Origin of the sequence: Spirosoma validum (assembly GCF_014699035.1) — a bacterium.
Classification (GTDB): Bacteria; Bacteroidota; Bacteroidia; order Cytophagales; family Spirosomataceae; genus Spirosoma; species Spirosoma validum.
Genome location: NZ_JACXAA010000003.1, coordinates 723,161 through 740,135, shown reverse-complemented (window position 1 = coordinate 740,135; position 16,975 = coordinate 723,161). Strand labels below are relative to the sequence as shown.

Annotated in this window: 18 protein-coding genes; 10 read left to right on the top strand and 8 right to left on the bottom strand. The window is 47.6% G+C overall.

From position 1 onward, the window contains the following. Window positions 1–182 precede the first annotated feature (182 nt). From IC230_RS11825 to IC230_RS11805, 5 genes are all read left to right on the top strand, one after another. Window positions 183–938, top strand: a complete 756-nt coding sequence (locus tag IC230_RS11825; RefSeq protein WP_317171786.1) for a sensor histidine kinase — start codon at window positions 183–185, stop codon at window positions 936–938. Between the two features lie 119 nt (window positions 939–1,057). Then, complete coding sequence (locus IC230_RS11820) at window positions 1,058–1,798, top strand: LytR/AlgR family response regulator transcription factor (protein WP_191039182.1); 741 nt, start codon at window positions 1,058–1,060, stop codon at window positions 1,796–1,798. Window positions 1,799–1,815: 17 nt separating this feature from the next. Further along, window positions 1,816–2,049 (top strand): hypothetical protein, encoded by a 234-nt coding sequence (locus tag IC230_RS11815; RefSeq protein WP_191039181.1) that lies wholly within the window; start codon window positions 1,816–1,818, stop codon window positions 2,047–2,049. A gap of 84 nt (window positions 2,050–2,133) precedes the next feature. Next, a complete protein-coding gene (locus IC230_RS11810; RefSeq protein WP_394355485.1) occupies window positions 2,134–2,502 on the top strand; it encodes a hypothetical protein in 369 nt (122 codons plus the stop codon). Between the two features lie 16 nt (window positions 2,503–2,518). Continuing rightward, window positions 2,519–3,244, top strand: a complete 726-nt coding sequence (locus IC230_RS11805) for a vWA domain-containing protein (protein ID WP_191039180.1) — start codon at window positions 2,519–2,521, stop codon at window positions 3,242–3,244. 45 nt (window positions 3,245–3,289) lie between these two features. On the opposite strand, the gene porG is transcribed toward IC230_RS11805, so the two are convergent. The 6 genes from porG to IC230_RS11775 form a co-directional block, all read right to left on the bottom strand. Then, window positions 3,290–3,961 carry a type IX secretion system protein PorG gene (porG, locus tag IC230_RS11800; protein ID WP_191039179.1) on the bottom strand — a complete coding sequence of 224 codons (672 nt, stop codon included), beginning with the start codon at window positions 3,959–3,961 and terminating at the stop codon, window positions 3,290–3,292. Between the two features lie 85 nt (window positions 3,962–4,046). Further along, window positions 4,047–5,033 carry a DUF6089 family protein gene (locus IC230_RS11795; RefSeq protein ID WP_191039178.1) on the bottom strand — a complete coding sequence of 329 codons (987 nt, stop codon included), beginning with the start codon at window positions 5,031–5,033 and terminating at the stop codon, window positions 4,047–4,049. Between the two features lie 171 nt (window positions 5,034–5,204). After that, window positions 5,205–6,080 carry an NAD kinase gene (locus tag IC230_RS11790; protein WP_191039177.1) on the bottom strand — a complete coding sequence of 292 codons (876 nt, stop codon included), beginning with the start codon at window positions 6,078–6,080 and terminating at the stop codon, window positions 5,205–5,207. 94 nt (window positions 6,081–6,174) lie between these two features. Further along, the gene (locus tag IC230_RS11785) at window positions 6,175–6,843 is read right to left on the bottom strand and encodes a CBS domain-containing protein (RefSeq protein WP_191039176.1); all 669 of its coding nucleotides are present in this window, start codon (window positions 6,841–6,843) and stop codon (window positions 6,175–6,177) included. 146 nt (window positions 6,844–6,989) lie between these two features. Further along, window positions 6,990–7,766, bottom strand: a complete 777-nt coding sequence (locus IC230_RS11780) for an alpha/beta fold hydrolase (protein WP_191039175.1) — start codon at window positions 7,764–7,766, stop codon at window positions 6,990–6,992. Continuing rightward, the gene (locus tag IC230_RS11775) at window positions 7,763–8,380 is read right to left on the bottom strand and encodes an anthranilate synthase component II (RefSeq protein ID WP_191039174.1); all 618 of its coding nucleotides are present in this window, start codon (window positions 8,378–8,380) and stop codon (window positions 7,763–7,765) included. The genes IC230_RS11780 and IC230_RS11775 overlap by 4 nt, the downstream gene beginning before the upstream one ends. Window positions 8,381–8,598: 218 nt before the next feature. Between IC230_RS11775 and IC230_RS11770 the strand changes: the two genes are divergently transcribed. Next, window positions 8,599–9,879, top strand: a complete 1,281-nt coding sequence (locus IC230_RS11770; RefSeq protein WP_191039173.1) for an NAD(P)/FAD-dependent oxidoreductase — start codon at window positions 8,599–8,601, stop codon at window positions 9,877–9,879. Window positions 9,880–10,113: 234 nt separating this feature from the next. Here IC230_RS11770 and IC230_RS11765 read toward each other — a convergent pair whose 3' ends face one another. Further along, window positions 10,114–11,733, bottom strand: coding sequence for a carboxylesterase/lipase family protein (locus IC230_RS11765; RefSeq protein ID WP_191039172.1), 1,620 nt, complete (start codon window positions 11,731–11,733; stop codon window positions 10,114–10,116). Window positions 11,734–11,896: 163 nt separating this feature from the next. On the opposite strand from IC230_RS11765, the gene IC230_RS11760 reads away from it, so the two are divergent. The 4 genes from IC230_RS11760 (at window position 11,897) to hemH (ending at window position 15,692) form a co-directional block, all read left to right on the top strand. Continuing rightward, entirely contained in the window at window positions 11,897–12,628 is a 732-nt protein-coding gene (locus IC230_RS11760) for an NUDIX hydrolase (RefSeq protein ID WP_191039171.1), read from the top strand. Window positions 12,629–12,678: 50 nt separating this feature from the next. Next, complete coding sequence (locus tag IC230_RS11755; RefSeq protein ID WP_191039170.1) at window positions 12,679–13,500, top strand: hypothetical protein; 822 nt, start codon at window positions 12,679–12,681, stop codon at window positions 13,498–13,500. Window positions 13,501–13,745: 245 nt separating this feature from the next. After that, entirely contained in the window at window positions 13,746–14,534 is a 789-nt protein-coding gene (locus tag IC230_RS11750; protein WP_191039169.1) for a hypothetical protein, read from the top strand. Between the two features lie 96 nt (window positions 14,535–14,630). Continuing rightward, window positions 14,631–15,692 carry a ferrochelatase gene (gene hemH / locus IC230_RS11745; protein WP_191039168.1) on the top strand — a complete coding sequence of 354 codons (1,062 nt, stop codon included), beginning with the start codon at window positions 14,631–14,633 and terminating at the stop codon, window positions 15,690–15,692. A gap of 220 nt (window positions 15,693–15,912) precedes the next feature. On the opposite strand, the gene IC230_RS11740 is transcribed toward hemH, so the two are convergent. After that, window positions 15,913–16,911: a c-type cytochrome gene (locus tag IC230_RS11740; RefSeq protein ID WP_191039167.1), complete on the bottom strand. Its 999-nt coding sequence runs from the start codon at window positions 16,909–16,911 to the stop codon at window positions 15,913–15,915. Window positions 16,912–16,975 lie beyond the last annotated feature (64 nt).

Genomic DNA, 16,975 nt, shown 5'->3' with positions numbered 1-16,975 from the left:
GCATCGCCCGGAAGCTAAAGAGCCTTTCAACGCTAATTATACTCAGCATTTTGTCATCTCTACCACGTTCTGCGCCCTGACAACCAGTTATTTAGTCAAATCTACTCATTATTCATTACGGCTACGTCTCTGCCAGAATCTTTCGTTGCTTTGTCCATCGACTACTTTAAAAAGCCTGGCTTGTGACACGTGCTAAGAAAACCCTTTCGAGGTCCGCTTACAAACAGTCGCGAACTGACGGGCAGGCTTATCGGCTGGTTCAGCAACAACTGGCAGAAAATCAACAACGTATTGTCGAAACCAAGTTAGTAGCCCTGCGCATGCAGCTGAATCCGCATTTTGTCTTCAACAGTCTGAATGCCATTAATTACTACATTCTTCGGCACGAGTCCGAACAGGCATCAACCTATCTAACTAAATTTTCAAAGCTGATACGTCAGGCCATGCTTAATACAGCTACGGAATGGATACCACTTCGGAATGAACTAACAGCCTTACAGACTTATATTGACCTGGAGTTATTACGTAGCAACAATGCCTTTGAGATGATTTTAAACATTAGCGAATCGCTGAATCCAGACGACATATGCATCCCCCCTATGATTATGTATCCTTACGTCGAAAATGCGATCCGGCATGGACTGTTGCAGCAACCCATCACGAAACCTGTTTTGCGGATCAACTGCTCGGCAGAAAAGGGCTATTTACTGATTCAGATAGCCGATAATGGTATTGGTCGGGCGGCCTCGATGCAGGCACAACGTAACGGGCTGACAGCGCATAAGTCATACGGCCATACGATCACAACCGAACGACTCCAGCTCATTAACGACCTTTACGGGAGCGATTCGCGGGTCGATTTTACCGATTTAATCACAAACACCGGCACTTCTGCAGGAACGTGTGTTACGTTCAGCATGAAACTCAAATCGTGTTAATTCCATGATCGATAAGTTATACGTACTAATTTATAATGTACTGACAACTCGTAAATTAGCTACCATAAATTCCCCAACTCTCAATTACCCGCATTCTACCTCCGCAACCATAAATAGCCATGACTGCCCTGATTATTGACGACGAAAAACACTGCCGCGACGTATTGAGTCTGCTCCTCAAGCGATATTGCCCTATTGTTCAGATAGCAGCTACCTGCGCAAACGGAGCAGAAGGCCAGGTGGCCATCGAAACGTTACGGCCGGATTTGGTTTTCCTGGACATCGAAATGCCGGGTATGAACGGTTTCGATATGCTGGAGGCTTGTCGGTACACTGATTTTCAGGTCATTTTTACAACGGCGTTTAACGAGTACGCGATTAAAGCTATTCGGCATAACGCACTGGACTATATCCTAAAACCCGTTGACAAGGATGAACTGATACACGCGGTTGCCAAAGCCCAACAGAAACAAAATACCCAGTCTCCATCGGGCATCGAACAATTATTAGGTTTTTTACAAAATCAGAACGTTGGCGGCCGCATTTCGCTGCCTACTCTGGAAGGCTTGCAAATCATTGATAGCGAAGATATTTACTATTGCGAATCTGACGGGGGTTATACGCGTTTTGCGATGAAAAATGGGCAGATCATTCTGATTTCGAAGACGCTGAAAGAAGTAGAAGAAGTACTGGATACCAAAGGTTTCTGCCGTGTACATCATAGTTACCTGATCAATTTGCGTTACGTACAGCGATATATTCGGGGAGATGGTGGCGAAGTGGTGATGGCCAATAACAAAGCGCTACCCGTTTCCCGAAATAAAAAGCAGGAGTTTCTGAGCTTGCTGGAGAAAATCTGATCAGTCCTCTAGTGCATATGCCAATCTTTCTCTTTTTGCTGCTGGTCTTTTCCACCTTTATTGCTACAGGACAATCGTATTCAGAATCGCCACAACAAGCTCTAAATCAGTACGTAGCCTTTCTGAATCAATCTGTCAATGAAGTGACTCAGCGCCTGCAACAGATCCAGACGTATCATGATGATATGCGTACCTACCAGACTGGACATGGTCCGTTACGTTTATCTCCATCGGGCACACTGGAAGAGTAGTGCTATAAAAAATCCATAGCCCGTAATGCCCTAACTGAGACTGAAAATCAGCGTCTGAAAACCGGCGCTCAGAGCCTCTGGCAATTGCTGACTCAACTAGACCAAACCATAAAGGCATTAGGAACATACAATCGCCTGAAAGATTATGAACAGGATAGTTTCAAACAAGCCGACACACTGATTGCGAATTTAAAAGAACAGTTTGATCAATTCCGTAGCGATAAAGATGCTTTTTATAAACAAATTCAGCGGATTTATCATCGCTACCAGCCTTACCGGCCTGACAACGCCTACCTGTATACGGAACAGGAAATGAATCAGGCATTGGCAGGTCAACGTCAGGTACTCGAGACGCTACGTTATTACCTGAACGAAAACAATCTATCCAACTGGCCTGTAGAATTTATTCAGCAGATCGGCCTCACCAGCAACGTCAACAAGCAGTGTGCCTAAACATGACGTGGTCGTTATGAGAGCCCCGGCGAACACTCCTGTTCAACGTGCCCCTGTCCGCTCAGACAATGGAGTTGCTTCACTTTCGAAAGAAAGAACCGTCATTCACCACGACACGATTTACGTCGATCGAACCAAAGTCGATACGGTATACATCCATCCGGCTGACCGACAGGAAGTTGCTACGTCATTGAAAGGGTTTACGCCTAATAATCTGGTGTTACTGCTTGACGTATCAGCATCTATGGATTCGCCCTATAAACTGCCTTTGCTGAAAAAATCCGTTAAATCGCTCCTGGGATTACTCCGGCCTGAAGATCAACTCTCGATTGTGGTTTATTCGGGCAAAGCGCGGGTGGCCCTTAAACCGACGTCGGGCGCTAAGGCTGACGAGATTGCAAACGTAATTGATCAACTTCAGTCAGACGGCGATACCGATGGCAACGGTGGTATTCGTTTAGCCCATAAACTAGCTGACAAACAATATATACGGGGAGGTAACAACCGAATCGTGCTGGCAACGGACGGGGAGTTTCCGGTTAGCGACGATACGTATCAGTTGGTTCATAAGGCAAGCAATCAGGCGATTTATCTAACCATTTTTACGTTTGGCCGTAAGAAAATCAGCAGCCAGCGTCCACAGAAACTAGCTCAGTTGGGGCAGGGTACGTATACGCCCATCACGCCCGAAAATGCAGATATACAGTTAATTCTGGAAGCTCAAGCGAAGAAGTCCCCTTGAATACAGCTTCAGAAATCGCTCATTTAGGGAGTGTAATAGCCTTCCTTACGGGCAGACGATCTTGTAGAAAGTGTAGCTTACCGTTATAGCCGTGTACGTATAGCTATCGTTCAGTGCGGGGTTTCCCTGACCTAGTTTAGACGTCGTTACACCGAACGTCCGATCGCCCAGACCATCTAAATAATCGTTATTCGTGAAGCGAGTACCGAATTCTACACCAACGCTCCAGGGTCGTTTTACTTCGTATTTAATACCGATGCCTAATGGAAAAGCCACCATACCCCGTGCCTTGATGACAGCGTTATTGAAATTGCAGATGCCAACGCCAGCAAAAACATAAGGTGACCAGTTTTTCTCTCTTGGCTGTAGTTTATAGGTCCGAAAATTATATTCAAGATCAGCCGTTACTTCGTTAAGTCTTGTTCGGAACGAGTAATCGCGTGCTTGTCGGAGGGGATCATTATTAGCGCGGTCTTCGCCCCGAAACCCACCAATGGCAAATCCCGCCCGCATGGAAAGGGACCGGGTAGCATTATAGCGAAAAAACACTCCACCCGCTGGACCAAAGAATCGGGGATTGAGCGATGGTACAACGTCGCCTTTGCAGAGCATACCACCCAAGCCTGCGCCTACTTCAATTTTCTGCGCCTGCGTGCTAAGACTGATAAAAAGCCCGACTACCATCAGCCGGGCTATTCTGTTGCAATATAAAGGCATAAATTAGGTAACAATATCCAGTGAATCGCAAGCAATCATCACCATATTAAAAGTAACCCGAATTATTTTCGGAGTTAGAGATAGTTTATTTAATAGGAGGGCATTTAATCTTAGTCGGAATGATATACTGAATCGAAAAATTCGTCAATAAATACCCATCCGAAAAAATACCTTTAGCACCACGTACCCCTGCGTTCAATGCGTCCTGTACTTCCACATTACCACTGTTAATCAAATTCTGAACGGCATCATACCGATTGGGATGGTCTTTTTCGCGAGCTGCCAGCACCTCACGTCGACGATCTGTTACAGAAGAAGCTATCCCTTGTTGGGTATCGCGAGTGGCATAAATACCCGGACCCACGTCGTCGAGATAATCAGTAAATACATACCGGTAACCGATTTCAGCACCGATATTAAAACTCTCATTTAGTCGATAACGCACGCCAATACCGACTGGAATGGCTATGGTTACAAGCGAATATGGCTTCTCGCGACCGGGCTGTCCCTGACCTTCTGTATGTAATGGCTGTAATTTAACCCAACGTTGCGTAGCACCGGCTGAATCAGGCGTTAAAGCTTCAGGGCTATGTGCCACCAGCGCTAATCCACCGAATACGTAAGGCGTAATCTTTGCCCGATTTTCAGGGTTACGCCCGTCTTCCCTGAAGTTATAAATACCTGTAATCGCAAACTCTTTTACATCGTTGCGAAAGTGCAAATTGCGGACGTATTGAGTTATGTTATCTTGAATATCGTTTTTATTGTAGGTATAATCATCACCTGTTATACGTGCCCAGGTAAACATAGCGCGAGCCGCAAAACGGGGCGTAAACTGACGTGTGTAGCCCAGTCCCACGTTCCAGCGTGGCAACGTAAATAGTGTCTTAAACGGTTTACTGTAGCCAGCTAAATCACCAAGGTATGTAGATGTACCACCACCAAACGTTACTGACGAATAAGGAACAAAATGGGTATTGTAGCTGCGTTGCGCCAAACTCTCTGTAATCTGGCCAATCAGCAGACAAACTGCCGCAGCACACCCCATCAACAACTGCTTCTTGTTATTCATATGTATTCAATACGTGAATCAACCACGGTCGACTTTACAGGTCAGCCAATTCGGAAACGGCAGGAACGCGGTTTTTATTGGCACCAGTGCGGAAAAATTATCCCAAACAGGAGGAGTTAAGGTGATGGAGAAAGATAGAATTCAGGATACGTATGGATTGACTAGTAGGATTTAATTGCGAATGTCCCAGCCCCAGTTGAGCTTACTACGAAGTGTATTCAGAAAATTATCGTCGCTGAGTTTTACTAACCGGGCCTTAAACGCTTCTTTTTGAACACTGATGCGGACGGAAGTCTCCACCGTGAATGAGCGTGAATCCAGTGCAGCCAGGAAATTACCACTACGGCTTTCAACCTCAAAGGATAATTGGCAACTGTCCATCACAATCATAGGTCGTACGTTAAGATTATGCGGGCTGATGGGGGTAATAATTAAGTTATTCGTTTGCGGCAATAATACCGGTCCTCCGCAACTAAGTGAATAGCCAGTAGAGCCCGATGGTGTAGAGATAATAACACCATCCGCCCAGTACGAATTCAGAAATTCACCATCGAGATACGTATGAACGGTAATCATCGACGAGGTTTGGGTACGTGTAATCGTAAAATCGTTGAGGCCAAAGGGCAACTTACCAAAAATATCCTGACTGGACCGTACACTAACCAGGGTTCGTTCATCAATGCTATATTGTTCATTGAAAATCGAATCAATCATCAACCGCACAGATGCTGGTGCTACGGTTGCCAGAAAGCCCAACCTGCCAATATTAATACCAATGATCGGGATTTGACGGGCTCCTACGTGGGTAACGGCGTCAAGCAATGTACCATCACCGCCTAAGCTAAAAATGAAGTCAGCATCGGTGACACCGTCTTCGATAGTATAGGTAGCTTCGCTGTAGTGCGTTACGCCTGCATTGTCCAGAAAGTCGCGATATCCCTGCGAAATGATTACCTCGGTCTGCCGCCGGGCCAGCTCTTCAAACATTGACTGAATGTAAGGCCGGGCCGATTCGGGAAAGTTGCGCCCGTGAATGGCGATTTTCATGAAAAAAAAGCGAAGGGCGAAGGGCAGAGGGCAAAGGCTAAAGAGGTCCTTACTGTTTTTACCCTCTGCCCCCTGCCCTTCACCCTTTGCTAATTTACGTGTTTAAATAGCGAAGAAGCGAATCAAGACGCTCCTGATCAATGCTTTCAATAGGCGTATTGGCAAAAGCAGCTTCGATTTGATAACCGAACCGTTCGAGCGTTGAAATAACAGGCGTAATATCCCGTCTATTCAGCTTGAGCGTCAATCGTGAGCGGTCAGGCATGCCATAGGCAGCACTGGAAAAATAACTGCTAATGATTTTAACATTATTCGATTCGATCAAACGGCTGATTTCCGACATGGAATAATCGCGCTCATTCATATTCAGAATCAGAATAGCTCCTCCTTCCTGTACGCCCAGTTCGTGCGCGAATTGTTTGAGCAATTCAGTAACAGAAATTGTACCGCTGAACTCCCGGTCTTCGCTGATCACCGCTACAATCTCCATCTGATGCTGGATGACCAACCCTAAGACTTCAAATAGATGCTGTTCGTCAAGCACGTATGTCTGCTCAAACAAACGCATAACTTCACCAACGGGTCGCTCATCGTCGCCAGCGTCCAGTAATAATTCTTCACTAACTACACCCCGGTATTCGCCCTGATCGGTCAGTACGAGTTGCCCGACGCGGTGCTCCTGCATCCAATCCAAAGCCTGACCGATGGAGTCGGTTGGCTTCAGAGCCGGGAGCATAGGATCTATCAGTTCGGCAGCCAGCATAGTAAATAGTCTTTAAAGAAACCTGTTCGTCAGAAAACTACGGAAATTCTCGCATAGTTTCCAAATCTTATTGAAAACACTTTGTCAGCTGGATGGATAAACAAAACGGCATTTAGTTATCGTTCGGCAACAGACCGTGTGACTTATTAACTAACCAATTCGCCCACCGGATGGCGAGCAAGCCAGTTTTCCAATAATTCATTAAACTGCTCTGGATGTTCCATCATGGGCGCATGGCAGCACTTATCGATGAAATGCAATTCTGAATCAGCAATTAGTCGGTTAAACTCATGTCCTACTTCAGCAGGAGTGATGGTATCATTGAGGCCCCAGACCAGCAGAGTCGGTACCTGAATCCGGTATAAGTCTTTTGCTACGTTGTTCCGTTGCGCCGATTTGGCAATACCAACAATACTCATGCATTTGGGAATGCTGGTCGTAATGTCGAATACTTCGTCGATCAGTTCTTTAGTAGCTACTTTGGGATCGTAGAACGTATAGGCTACTCGCTCCGCAACATATTCGTAACTACCCCGCTTTGGGAAGGAGCCACCCATTCCATTCTCGAACAGACCTGAACTACCCGTAAGTACCAGTCTGCGAACTCGACCCGGATGCGTAAACGTATAAAGAATGGCTAAATGGCCGCCCAGCGAATTGCCCAGCAGTGTCATATCCTGTAATGATTTCTGCGTCACAAACTTTTCTATATAGGCCAATAAGCCTTCCAGACTAGCGTGCCGAATCGGCATTTCGTAAATAGGTAGTAGCGGAATCACAACCCGATACCGATCCGAAAAGGTGCTAATCACGCCGTCCCAGTTGCTAAGTGCGCCAAACAGACCATGTAGCAGGAGCAATACTTCGCCCTGGCCTTCATCGACGTAGCGGAAACCCGCTTCTTCCTGAATCTGATAGTTCATACGTAGTGTACGGTTAAGGATGTGGCAGAACTGTTCTTTTTACGAGTAAACAAGACAAAATCAATCCAGTTTTTAATAATTTGTAATCCATACTGGGTCAGGGCGGCTTCCGGATGAAATTGAACGCCCCATACGGGCAGAAATTGGTGTCTCATTGCCATCACTTCCTGCTGCTCAGTAATGGCCAGGCTAACCAGTTGTGGAGGCAAATCCGTTAATACTAAAGAATGATACCGGGTCACATTGAACGCTACCGGCAAACCAGACCATAATACGTCGTCCGTCAGCGTCTGAATGGCTGATACCTTACCGTGCATTGGCTGTTGGGCATGCGTCAGATTAGCTCCGAAATATTCGCCAAGTGCCTGATGCCCCAAACAAATACCCAACATTGGCACTTGCTGATGATAATGATCAATAACGTCCAGAAGCCGCCCGGCCTGTTGGGGCGTTCCGGGTCCTGGCGAAAGTACCACGGCATCAACCGATGACTCAGTCAAATAACGTAGCGATTCATTATTCCTGACAACTCGACAAGTAGCCCCCGCCTGCTGTAGGTAATCGACCAGCATATAGGTGAACGAATCGAAATTATCAACGACCAACAGCTTCATGACCCCGTAACACAAATGACCGAAAAAAAATTAATATTTTCTCAAAAAAAGCAACAATGAATAATTTTTACACCTTGTAAATCAACGATTTACATAAAAAATACCTTTGCAATATCCAATTTTTATAAAAAAAGTACTACGTAAGATTTAGTCAACTGCCGAACGGGTTCATATAGCGGTTAAATTTGGCCTCAGTTCGTGTTCTACTTCGTTTGACTATGTCTACAGATTCGCCTGGGGGGGATGTACCCGTTGTTATTGTTGGCGCTGGCATTGCTGGTCTGACCTGCGCTGTTTATCTTAAACAAGCGGGCATTCGGGCCATAGTACTTGAGGCAGCCGATGGCGTGGGAGGTCGCGTTCGTACCGATTTCATCGACGGTTTTCGGCTTGATCGGGGGTTCCAGATCCTGCTGACGGCCTACCCCGAAGCGCAACGGCTACTTAATTATTCAGCGCTTGAGTTACGTACATTTCGATCAGGAGCCTTCATCCGTGAACGCAATAACTGGCTGACGTTGGTAAATCCACTTCAGGAACCCAGCTCGATTATTCAGACACTCACGTCGCCGGTGGGAACATTCGGCGATAAACTACGTATTGCCGAGTTAATGCGACGGACACAGAGCCTGGGCTTAGACGAATTGTTCCAGCAAACGCCCACAACCACGCTGGCTTTCCTTCAGGATTTTGGCTTTTCAGATCGGATCATCGAACGATTTTTCCGACCATTTTTTGGGGGCGTCTTTCTGGAAGATGCGCTCACTACGTCGAGTAATTTCTTCGAGTTTTGCTTCCGCATGTTTTTTACGGGTGACGCGGCCATACCTGCACGAGGCATTGGGGCAATTGCCGATCAGTTGGCGAGCCGGTTATCGCCCAATCAGATACGGCTTAACACACCCGCTAAGCAGCTTTCCGGAAATTCAGTCCAATTGAGTAACGGCGAAACAATCACAGCGGAGACGCTCGTACTGGCAGTCGATAGTGCTCAGGCCGCTACGTTGCTGGGCACCCCCACGCCTACCGAACAAGCCTTTAATCACACAACCTGCACATATTTTGCGGCTTCAACGGCCCCCAAAACTCCGGAGCAAAAGCTCTTGCTCCTCAACACACACCGTAGTTCAGCAGTGCATAACGTAGCGATCATCAGCGACGTTGCACCGGAATACGCCCCTGTTGGCCAAAGCCTTATTTCGGTTAGTACGCAGGGTCTTGAGCGGTTCAATGAAACGGAATTAGTAAAGCAGATCCGGCTGGAACTGACGGGCTGGTTTGGTGATGATGTTCAGCAATGGCGACATCTGCGAACGTATCACATCCCGCATGCTTTGCCAGCCTATCCACCCGAGCTGGCTGGCCTCGACGCTATCCGCAAACCATTACGTTTAGCCGAGAACCTGTATCAGTGTGGCGATCAGCTCACTTACCCGTCGCTCAATGCTGCTATGAAAACCGGACGGGAAGTGGCCGAACTAATTATTGGAGGTGCCTAACTTCAGCCCAACGTCAAAACGATGGCTCTTTCCTGGAAAGCTGTCTGGTTTTATCAACTGGTAGGCAAAGCGGGTTTAGTTTAGCCAGGAATGATATGCTACAACTAACGGCGACGCGGTTAAAACCGAATAGTTTCAGCAGTAGAAGCAGCTACTAAAAAACGATAGTGGGGCCAGGTTTAGAACCTGGCCCCACTATCGTTACTGACGATTTTTTCGTTGGTACGTAGTATACTACTGCTTATCCAGGAACAGATACCGGTCCCGGTGCTTCTCGGCTTCAACCCGTGTGTTCACGTCAATCTGCATGAACTGCGCATTTTCTTTACTAAGCGCAGGCCATTTCGGCAAACCTGAGCCATTGGGATTGCCGGTTTTGATGAAATTGGCAAAATAAGCCTGCATGAGTTCAGAGACCTTATAATCGTCGGGCGTCCAGGCGTAAACCTTGTTATACGGCAGGTTACCCATCGCGTATTCAATTTCGGCCGAATGAACAGCCCCTTTAGCAGACGGCATTTTAACAGCGGCTGCATCCGTTGATTTTACGACACCACCCGCCAAACCAGCAGAGGCATTTCCCATTTCAGGCGTCATGGCAGGGCGTGGACGTGAATAAAAATAGCGGTAGACAGGCTTACCTCCGGTCTGACTCTGAATATCAGCCCATTTCCAGGTGCTGTACCCAATGAACCGATCGCTGGCCAAATCCGTACCCACCTGCTCGACCTCTTCTGGTGTAGACGCTGAGTACAGTTTCAATACGTCGTCAGAGCGTTCGCCATAGGCTTTCTTTACGGCAGCTGTATAATTCTCTGGCGTTGACTGCTCTTTGCCCAGGAGAGCCTGATAACCCATTTCCTGGGAGTTCCAGCCAACCAGCAGCGGTACGTGTGCCTGTTCACCAGCCCCATACATCTCTCGGGGAGACTTAGGGAAAAAGTATCCATCGACGGTTGCCGTAAACCTGGGCACTTCGGGTTTCGCTGTCGCTTCCAGCAGTTTTTCCGCAGGCATTGCCCGCAAATCAGCCAGCGACTTAGCCTCCATAAGCGTCGCAAATTTTACGCCCATTTGTTCACCATCGGCCAGGGAAATCGGTGGTAAAGTTCCGAGCAATGAACCGCTTTCGCCGATAGCGCCAGCGATCAGATTTTTCGACAAAGGCGACACCATTTGAGCGCTAACCGAAACCGACCCCGCTGATTCGCCAGCAATCGTTACTCGTTTCGGATCGCCACCAAAGGCGGCAATATTTTGCTGCACCCAACGTAGCGCTGCGCTTTGATCCAGGTAACCGTAATTTCCCGACGCATGATTCGGCGATTCCTTGGTCAGTTCGGGGTGGGCCATGAACCCAAACACGGTCAGTCGGTAGTTTACCGTAATGGCTACGATTCCTTTTTTCGCCATGCTTTCACCGTCATAGCGTCCTTCGGAACCATCCCCCGCGATAAATCCACCGCCGTAGAAATAGACCAGCACTGGTAGTTTTTCATTGGCCGACTTCGCAGGCGTCCAGACGTTCAGATACAGGCAGTCCTCGCTCATACCATCGGAGCGAAAACCCATATCCCCAAAAACGGCCCGTTGCATGGCCCGAGGACCGAACTTGGTCGCTTTGCGAACACCGGTCCAGTTCTTGGCGGGTTGTGGTTCTCGCCAGCGTAATTCACCGACGGGCGGCTGGGCGAACGGAACACCTTTGAAGGCGCGAATGCCGCTCTGTTCAGTAACACCTTCGACAACGCCGTTGGCTGTTTTTGCCTGAGGAGAAGTCGATTGCAGATTTGACTGCGCAATGGCCAGGGGCAGTTGCGCAGCCAGTAAAACAGATACAAACAGGGTTTTCATAGGAATAAGTTTACGCATGATTAGGAAATAAAGTCGACCGATTAAGCCACGATAAGCACTAGTTTCAAGTTGATACGTTATTATTGTAACAAAGTGTGACAATAATAAATCTTTCTTTTGAGATTGCCCAATTTTCGCTTAGCAGGTTTTGTATTTTAATGCTATGAACAGTCCGTTACGTTCTAAAAAAATCGATCAAACTGGCACCGGCTATTTACCTGGCCTAGCGATTGACTGCGTGATTTTTGGCTTTCACGAACAGCAATTGAAGATTTTGCTACTCGAGTATCAGAATACCAATCTGCTCGCTTTACCCGCAGGTTTTATCCAGGAAGAGGAAAATATAAACGATGCCGCCCGACGCGTACTGGCCGAACGCACCGGATTGACGGATATTTATCTGGACCAGTTTTACGTCTTTGGCGATCAGAGTCGACATGATCCGGCGCCCATGCGAGCCATTATGGAAGCAAAAGGGATGGCTGTCGATGATAACCACTGGCTGCTACGTCGGTTTGTATCCGTCAGTTATTACGCGCTTGTCGACTTTACAAGGGCGGTTCCGAACCCTGACGTATTATCCGATAGCTGCGATTGGTATGACTTAGCCAGTCTACCGACGCTCATGCTCGATCATCAGCATATTGTTCAGAAAGCACTGGAAACGCTACGTACCGATCTCGATCGAAAACTCATTGGGTTTAATCTCCTGGCCGAAACGTTTACGATGGGAGAACTTCAGCGGCTTTATGAAACTATACTGGGTCAGGAACTTCATCGGTCGGGATTTCAACGTAAGATGCTCAGCTTAGGGATTTTAGAGCGTCTGGAAAAACAATATAACGGAGGAGCCCATAAGGCCCCGTATGCCTATCGATTTGTTTCTGACAAGTAATCTTGCCTGTTTTACGCCAACAAACCGTTCAATTGGTTCGTTGACAGTTCATGCGTGAAAACGTATTCTTTCGCTACGTCCTGCTTTTGCTCATTGCTTTACCGCTTGGTTTCCTGGTGCTTTACCCGCAACTATGGCGGTGCATACGTATCAGCCAGTCAGCGGATTATCGGTTGCTGACTGGACTGAGTAATGTCTACGTGAATCAATCGGCCACGGCTTCTCAGCAGCATACATTTCAACAACACGTAATAACTGCCCGTAGCCGCATTCAGCGCTTCTGGGGTGATCGACGTGGACAGGCTACGCTGATTTACTGCCCCAGGCAGTCTGATTATGAGCAATACTGCGCGGGTGGCGAAGGCGCGGGATGCAGCATTGGCACACCCTGGGGCGCAGCTTACCTGATCTTAGGCCCCGATGGAAACAACACCGACGTCATTGCCCATGAACTCTGCCACGACGAATTATTTGCCCGGCTGGGCTGGTGGCGTGTTAAACAACAGATTCCGCAATGGTTCAACGAAGGCCTGGCGCTCATGGTCGATTATCGGTTCAGCAACCCATCCCTATGGGAAAAGCCCGATAGTTCAGTCCGGCCCGATTCGGCTGAAACTAATCCTAACCCAATGCCCTTTCCCCCACGCCCGATGCTCAAACTCACCGATCTGGAAACCACTCGTAATTTCTTCGGTGGTGATTATGCTCACACGATGCTGGCCTATCAAACAGCAGCTGAGGAAGTGACCCGGTGGCTATCGATCGTAGGCCGGGCAAGCATACCAATTTTAAGTAATTCTGTCGCGAAGGGAGACTCGTTCGTTGATACGTATCGACGGCTTGAACGCGAAAAAAGAGCGATGGACAAATAATAGCTGAAACACAAGCCACAGCATTAACTATCGTTATATAAGTATACACCGAGCTTTCTGTCGTATATAGCCTGACGTCACCCTTATCAGCATTGAGCCCATGCCTACATTCGTAACTAGTTAACCAAATAAGTTTTGGGCTGTTTTCTGGACCAAAACCTCGTTGAATAGAAACAAATCAAGCTGCAGGCAAACCAAACAGGTCTATCGTAGTTTTATTTTTGTCGCTCAAATCCTCACATACCATGAAAACAGCTATACTATCCTCATTCTTGTTGTGGCTCAGTGTGGCAATGGTTATTGCCCAACCCAGAAGAAGCTCAAATTCCCTCGCTTCAGGTCTTAACGTAGCGGGCTCCGATACGCGTGCTCTACAGATCGCCGATGCCGTCATGCTTGCCATGGGCGGGCGGGCAGCCTGGGATGATACGCAATTGATTGCGTGGAATTTCGACGGCATCCGTAAGCTCGTCTGGGACAAATGGTCGGGCGATGTCCGAATCGATAATCTTCACGACGATCAGACTGTTTTACTGAATACGACGAATAACATGGGCCGCGTTTTTCGCAATGGTGAAGAGCTGACCAATCCTGATTCGGTCGCCAAGTATGTTAAACAGGGGAAACAACATTGGATTAACGATACGTACTGGCTTCTGATGCCTTTTAAACTCAAAGATCCGGGTGTAACCCTCAAATACCTCGGCGACGAGCCAACCCAGGTCGGCAAACCCGCTGAAGTCCTCCAGCTGACATTCAAGAATGGCAATATTGCTCCTGGCAGTAAATACAAAGTGTGGGTCGATAAGAAATCGAAGCTGGTAACGCAATGGGCTCAGTTTCCTAAACTCACCGATAAAGATCCTCTTTTCACCCTTCCCTGGGACGATTACCAGCCGCATGGCGATATTCTACTCTCGGGCGATCGGGGAAGCCACGATTTAACGGACATTATGGTGTTTACAGGCTTGCCCGGCGAAGTCTTCAGCGATTTCACCCGCACTGATCTAAGCCGGTATCCGCAGGCGAAATGAGTTTCGAGTTTAAGCGCATCGTTACAAGTAGGCTGCGGCATTCCTTACTAACTTGCAACGCCAAACTAACTCGTTCAAATCTCTGTTTTCCTTTTCATGGAAGCACCTGTTTTAAAAACACCCGTTACCCCGAAGAAATCCGTTGGCAAAACGGGCGTTTTACTCGTTAATCTCGGCACTCCCGATAGCCCGTCTGTGCCGGATGTCCGTAAATACCTACGCGAGTTTTTGATGGATGGCCGGGTCATCGATATACCGCTTATTCCTCGCTCCTTGTTGGTCAATGGTATCATTGCCCCCTTTCGGGCGCCGAAATCAGCTAAAATTTACAAGGAACTCTGGACCGATACTGGCTCACCGTTAAAGTATTACGGTCAGGTTGTTGAGCGTGAACTGCAGAAAGCGCTGGGTGATGCCTACGTAGTAAAATTGGCCATGCGTTACCAGAGCCCAACCATTGAAGCGGGTCTGCGTGAATTTCGGGAGACGGGTCTAACCGACATTGTGATCGTTCCGCTTTTCCCGCAATATGCATCTGCGTCGACCGGGTCGGTTTACCAGAAAGTGATGGAGATCGTGAAGCCTTGGGATGTTATTCCAGCCATTCGTTTTGTGAACCGATTTCTGGAACACCCGAAATTTATCGAAGGCTTCGCGCAAAATGCTCGAAAATACATAGCTTCGTATGATTACGACTATTTTCTGTTCAGCTATCACGGGCTTCCCGAAAGTCAGATCCGAAAAGGGGACGTAACGAAAACCATTTGTCAGTTTGGCGACTGCTGTGGTACGTTTCATGCGATGAATCAGCACTGTTATCGGGCTCAATGCTTTGAAACAACGCGATTGCTGGTAAAAGCACTGAACATCCCCGAAGGGAAATACATCACATCGTTCCAATCTCGGCTGGGCAGCGATCCCTGGATCAAACCCTATACCGACGAAGTGATCAAGGAATTACCGGGCAAAGGCATCAAAAGCGTCCTGGCCTTTTCACCTGCTTTCGTTGCCGATTGTCTGGAAACGACCATCGAGGTTGGCGTCGAATATAAGGAGTTATTCGAGCAGGCAGGTGGACAGCACTGGCAATTAGTGGAGAGTCTCAATGACAGCCCCATCTGGATTGAAGCCCTGGTCGATTTAGTGAAAACTGCGTAGATAAAAATAGCCCGCTTCTCGTTTAGAGAAAGCGGGCTTTACATTACGGCAGATACAGTACTGAAGATTATAAGGTGCAATTGCTTGCGAGCTTCATATACACATTATATAGTCATACTTTATAAGTTTATAATAGATTCCTTACAAACCAACGTAACCGTACTTGCCTCGTAAATAGTTAACGACCATACGGAAAAAATGTTTTCCGGCATCGAGTCTTTTAGCGAATTGCTACCAGTTTGGCTTTTGAAGTAAATCGATCAACTTTATTCTCAACGGGCTTGACCGTGCGGAGATAATCATAAATAGCGCCTAAATCCTGTTCGCTCATCCCTGCATACATTAGCCAGGGCATTATTGAGTTAAATTCTCCTTCCTGCACAGTTGGCTGCTTTTCCAGCTGACCGGCATACGTCTTGAAACGGGCAATGAAAGCGGCTTTTGTCCATGTCCCAATCCCTGTTTTGGCTGGTGTAATGTTCATGGATCGAACCATTCCAGTTGGCATCGGAAACTCACGTCCACCGGCCATCTCCATTCCGGGTAGCGGTTGCCCTTGCCCGTCAACGGGCGTATGACATTCACCGCAGGACGCAAAGGTTGATACGTATTTACCATAAGCAATCCGGTCAGTCGTATCAGGTTTTTGTCCAGGTTCTTGTTTAGCCGGAATTGTGTTGACAATGAAGTTCATCGGAAAGTCAGGAGCCGTTGGTGGAATGCTATTCGGGATAGGCTTTAAACTCCGGAGATAGGCGATAATATCCTTTATATCGTCGGGATGCATCTGGCCATAATTCCGATAAGGCATTACCGGAAACAACGCACTTCCATCGCGGCTCACCCCAGTTGTAATGGCCCGATAAATTTCTCCATCTGTCCAGTCACCGACGCCCGCACCCGTTATGTTGCGCGAATAGAACGTGCCTGGAAATCCCTGCTCTGGCGAGAATTTCTCCCCTCCTTTCCCCTCCGTACCGACGATCATTGGACCAAACATTTTTGTCATGTCTCGCGTAGAATGACAGTCAACACAGACAGCAACATGATTAGCCAGATACTTTCCGTGTTCAATCTGAGCCGCAGTTGCCTGAATTTTCATGTCAGGCGGAGGGCCAACGTCTGGTAAGGCCAGTTTGACATAAGCCAGGCCGATAGCAACAAGTAGAATTAACGTAGCGAGTAGGCCTACAACAATTTTTACGGATCGTTTTTTCATGGTAGTGATTAGTAGAATAAAAGAGTCTCTACAAGTTTACACGAATCCCTAAACAGCCGCCGAA

Bases quoted from the DNA above. Each gene is read 5' to 3' on its own strand.
- IC230_RS11805 (WP_191039180.1), top strand. From the start codon at position 2,519: ATGAGAGCCCCGGCGAACACTCCTGTTCAACGTGCCCCTGTCCGCTCA.
- IC230_RS11770 (WP_191039173.1), top strand. From the start codon at position 8,599: ATGTCTACAGATTCGCCTGGGGGGGATGTACCCGTTGTTATTGTTGGC.
- IC230_RS11790 (WP_191039177.1), bottom strand. From the start codon at position 6,080: ATGAAAATCGCCATTCACGGGCGCAACTTTCCCGAATCGGCCCGGCCT.
- IC230_RS11775 (WP_191039174.1), bottom strand. From the start codon at position 8,380: ATGAAGCTGTTGGTCGTTGATAATTTCGATTCGTTCACCTATATGCTG.
- IC230_RS11765 (WP_191039172.1), bottom strand. From the start codon at position 11,733: ATGAAAACCCTGTTTGTATCTGTTTTACTGGCTGCGCAACTGCCCCTG.
- IC230_RS11755 (WP_191039170.1), top strand. From the start codon at position 12,679: ATGCGTGAAAACGTATTCTTTCGCTACGTCCTGCTTTTGCTCATTGCT.
- IC230_RS11740 (WP_191039167.1), bottom strand. From the start codon at position 16,911: ATGAAAAAACGATCCGTAAAAATTGTTGTAGGCCTACTCGCTACGTTA.
- IC230_RS11795 (WP_191039178.1), bottom strand. From the start codon at position 5,033: ATGAATAACAAGAAGCAGTTGTTGATGGGGTGTGCTGCGGCAGTTTGT.
- IC230_RS11780 (WP_191039175.1), bottom strand. From the start codon at position 7,766: ATGAACTATCAGATTCAGGAAGAAGCGGGTTTCCGCTACGTCGATGAA.
- IC230_RS11820 (WP_191039182.1), top strand. From the start codon at position 1,058: ATGACTGCCCTGATTATTGACGACGAAAAACACTGCCGCGACGTATTG.
- IC230_RS11785 (WP_191039176.1), bottom strand. From the start codon at position 6,843: ATGCTGGCTGCCGAACTGATAGATCCTATGCTCCCGGCTCTGAAGCCA.
- IC230_RS11750 (WP_191039169.1), top strand. From the start codon at position 13,746: ATGAAAACAGCTATACTATCCTCATTCTTGTTGTGGCTCAGTGTGGCA.
- porG (WP_191039179.1), bottom strand. From the start codon at position 3,961: ATGCCTTTATATTGCAACAGAATAGCCCGGCTGATGGTAGTCGGGCTT.
- hemH (WP_191039168.1), top strand. From the start codon at position 14,631: ATGGAAGCACCTGTTTTAAAAACACCCGTTACCCCGAAGAAATCCGTT.
- IC230_RS11815 (WP_191039181.1), top strand. From the start codon at position 1,816: ATGCCAATCTTTCTCTTTTTGCTGCTGGTCTTTTCCACCTTTATTGCT.
- IC230_RS11760 (WP_191039171.1), top strand. From the start codon at position 11,897: ATGAACAGTCCGTTACGTTCTAAAAAAATCGATCAAACTGGCACCGGC.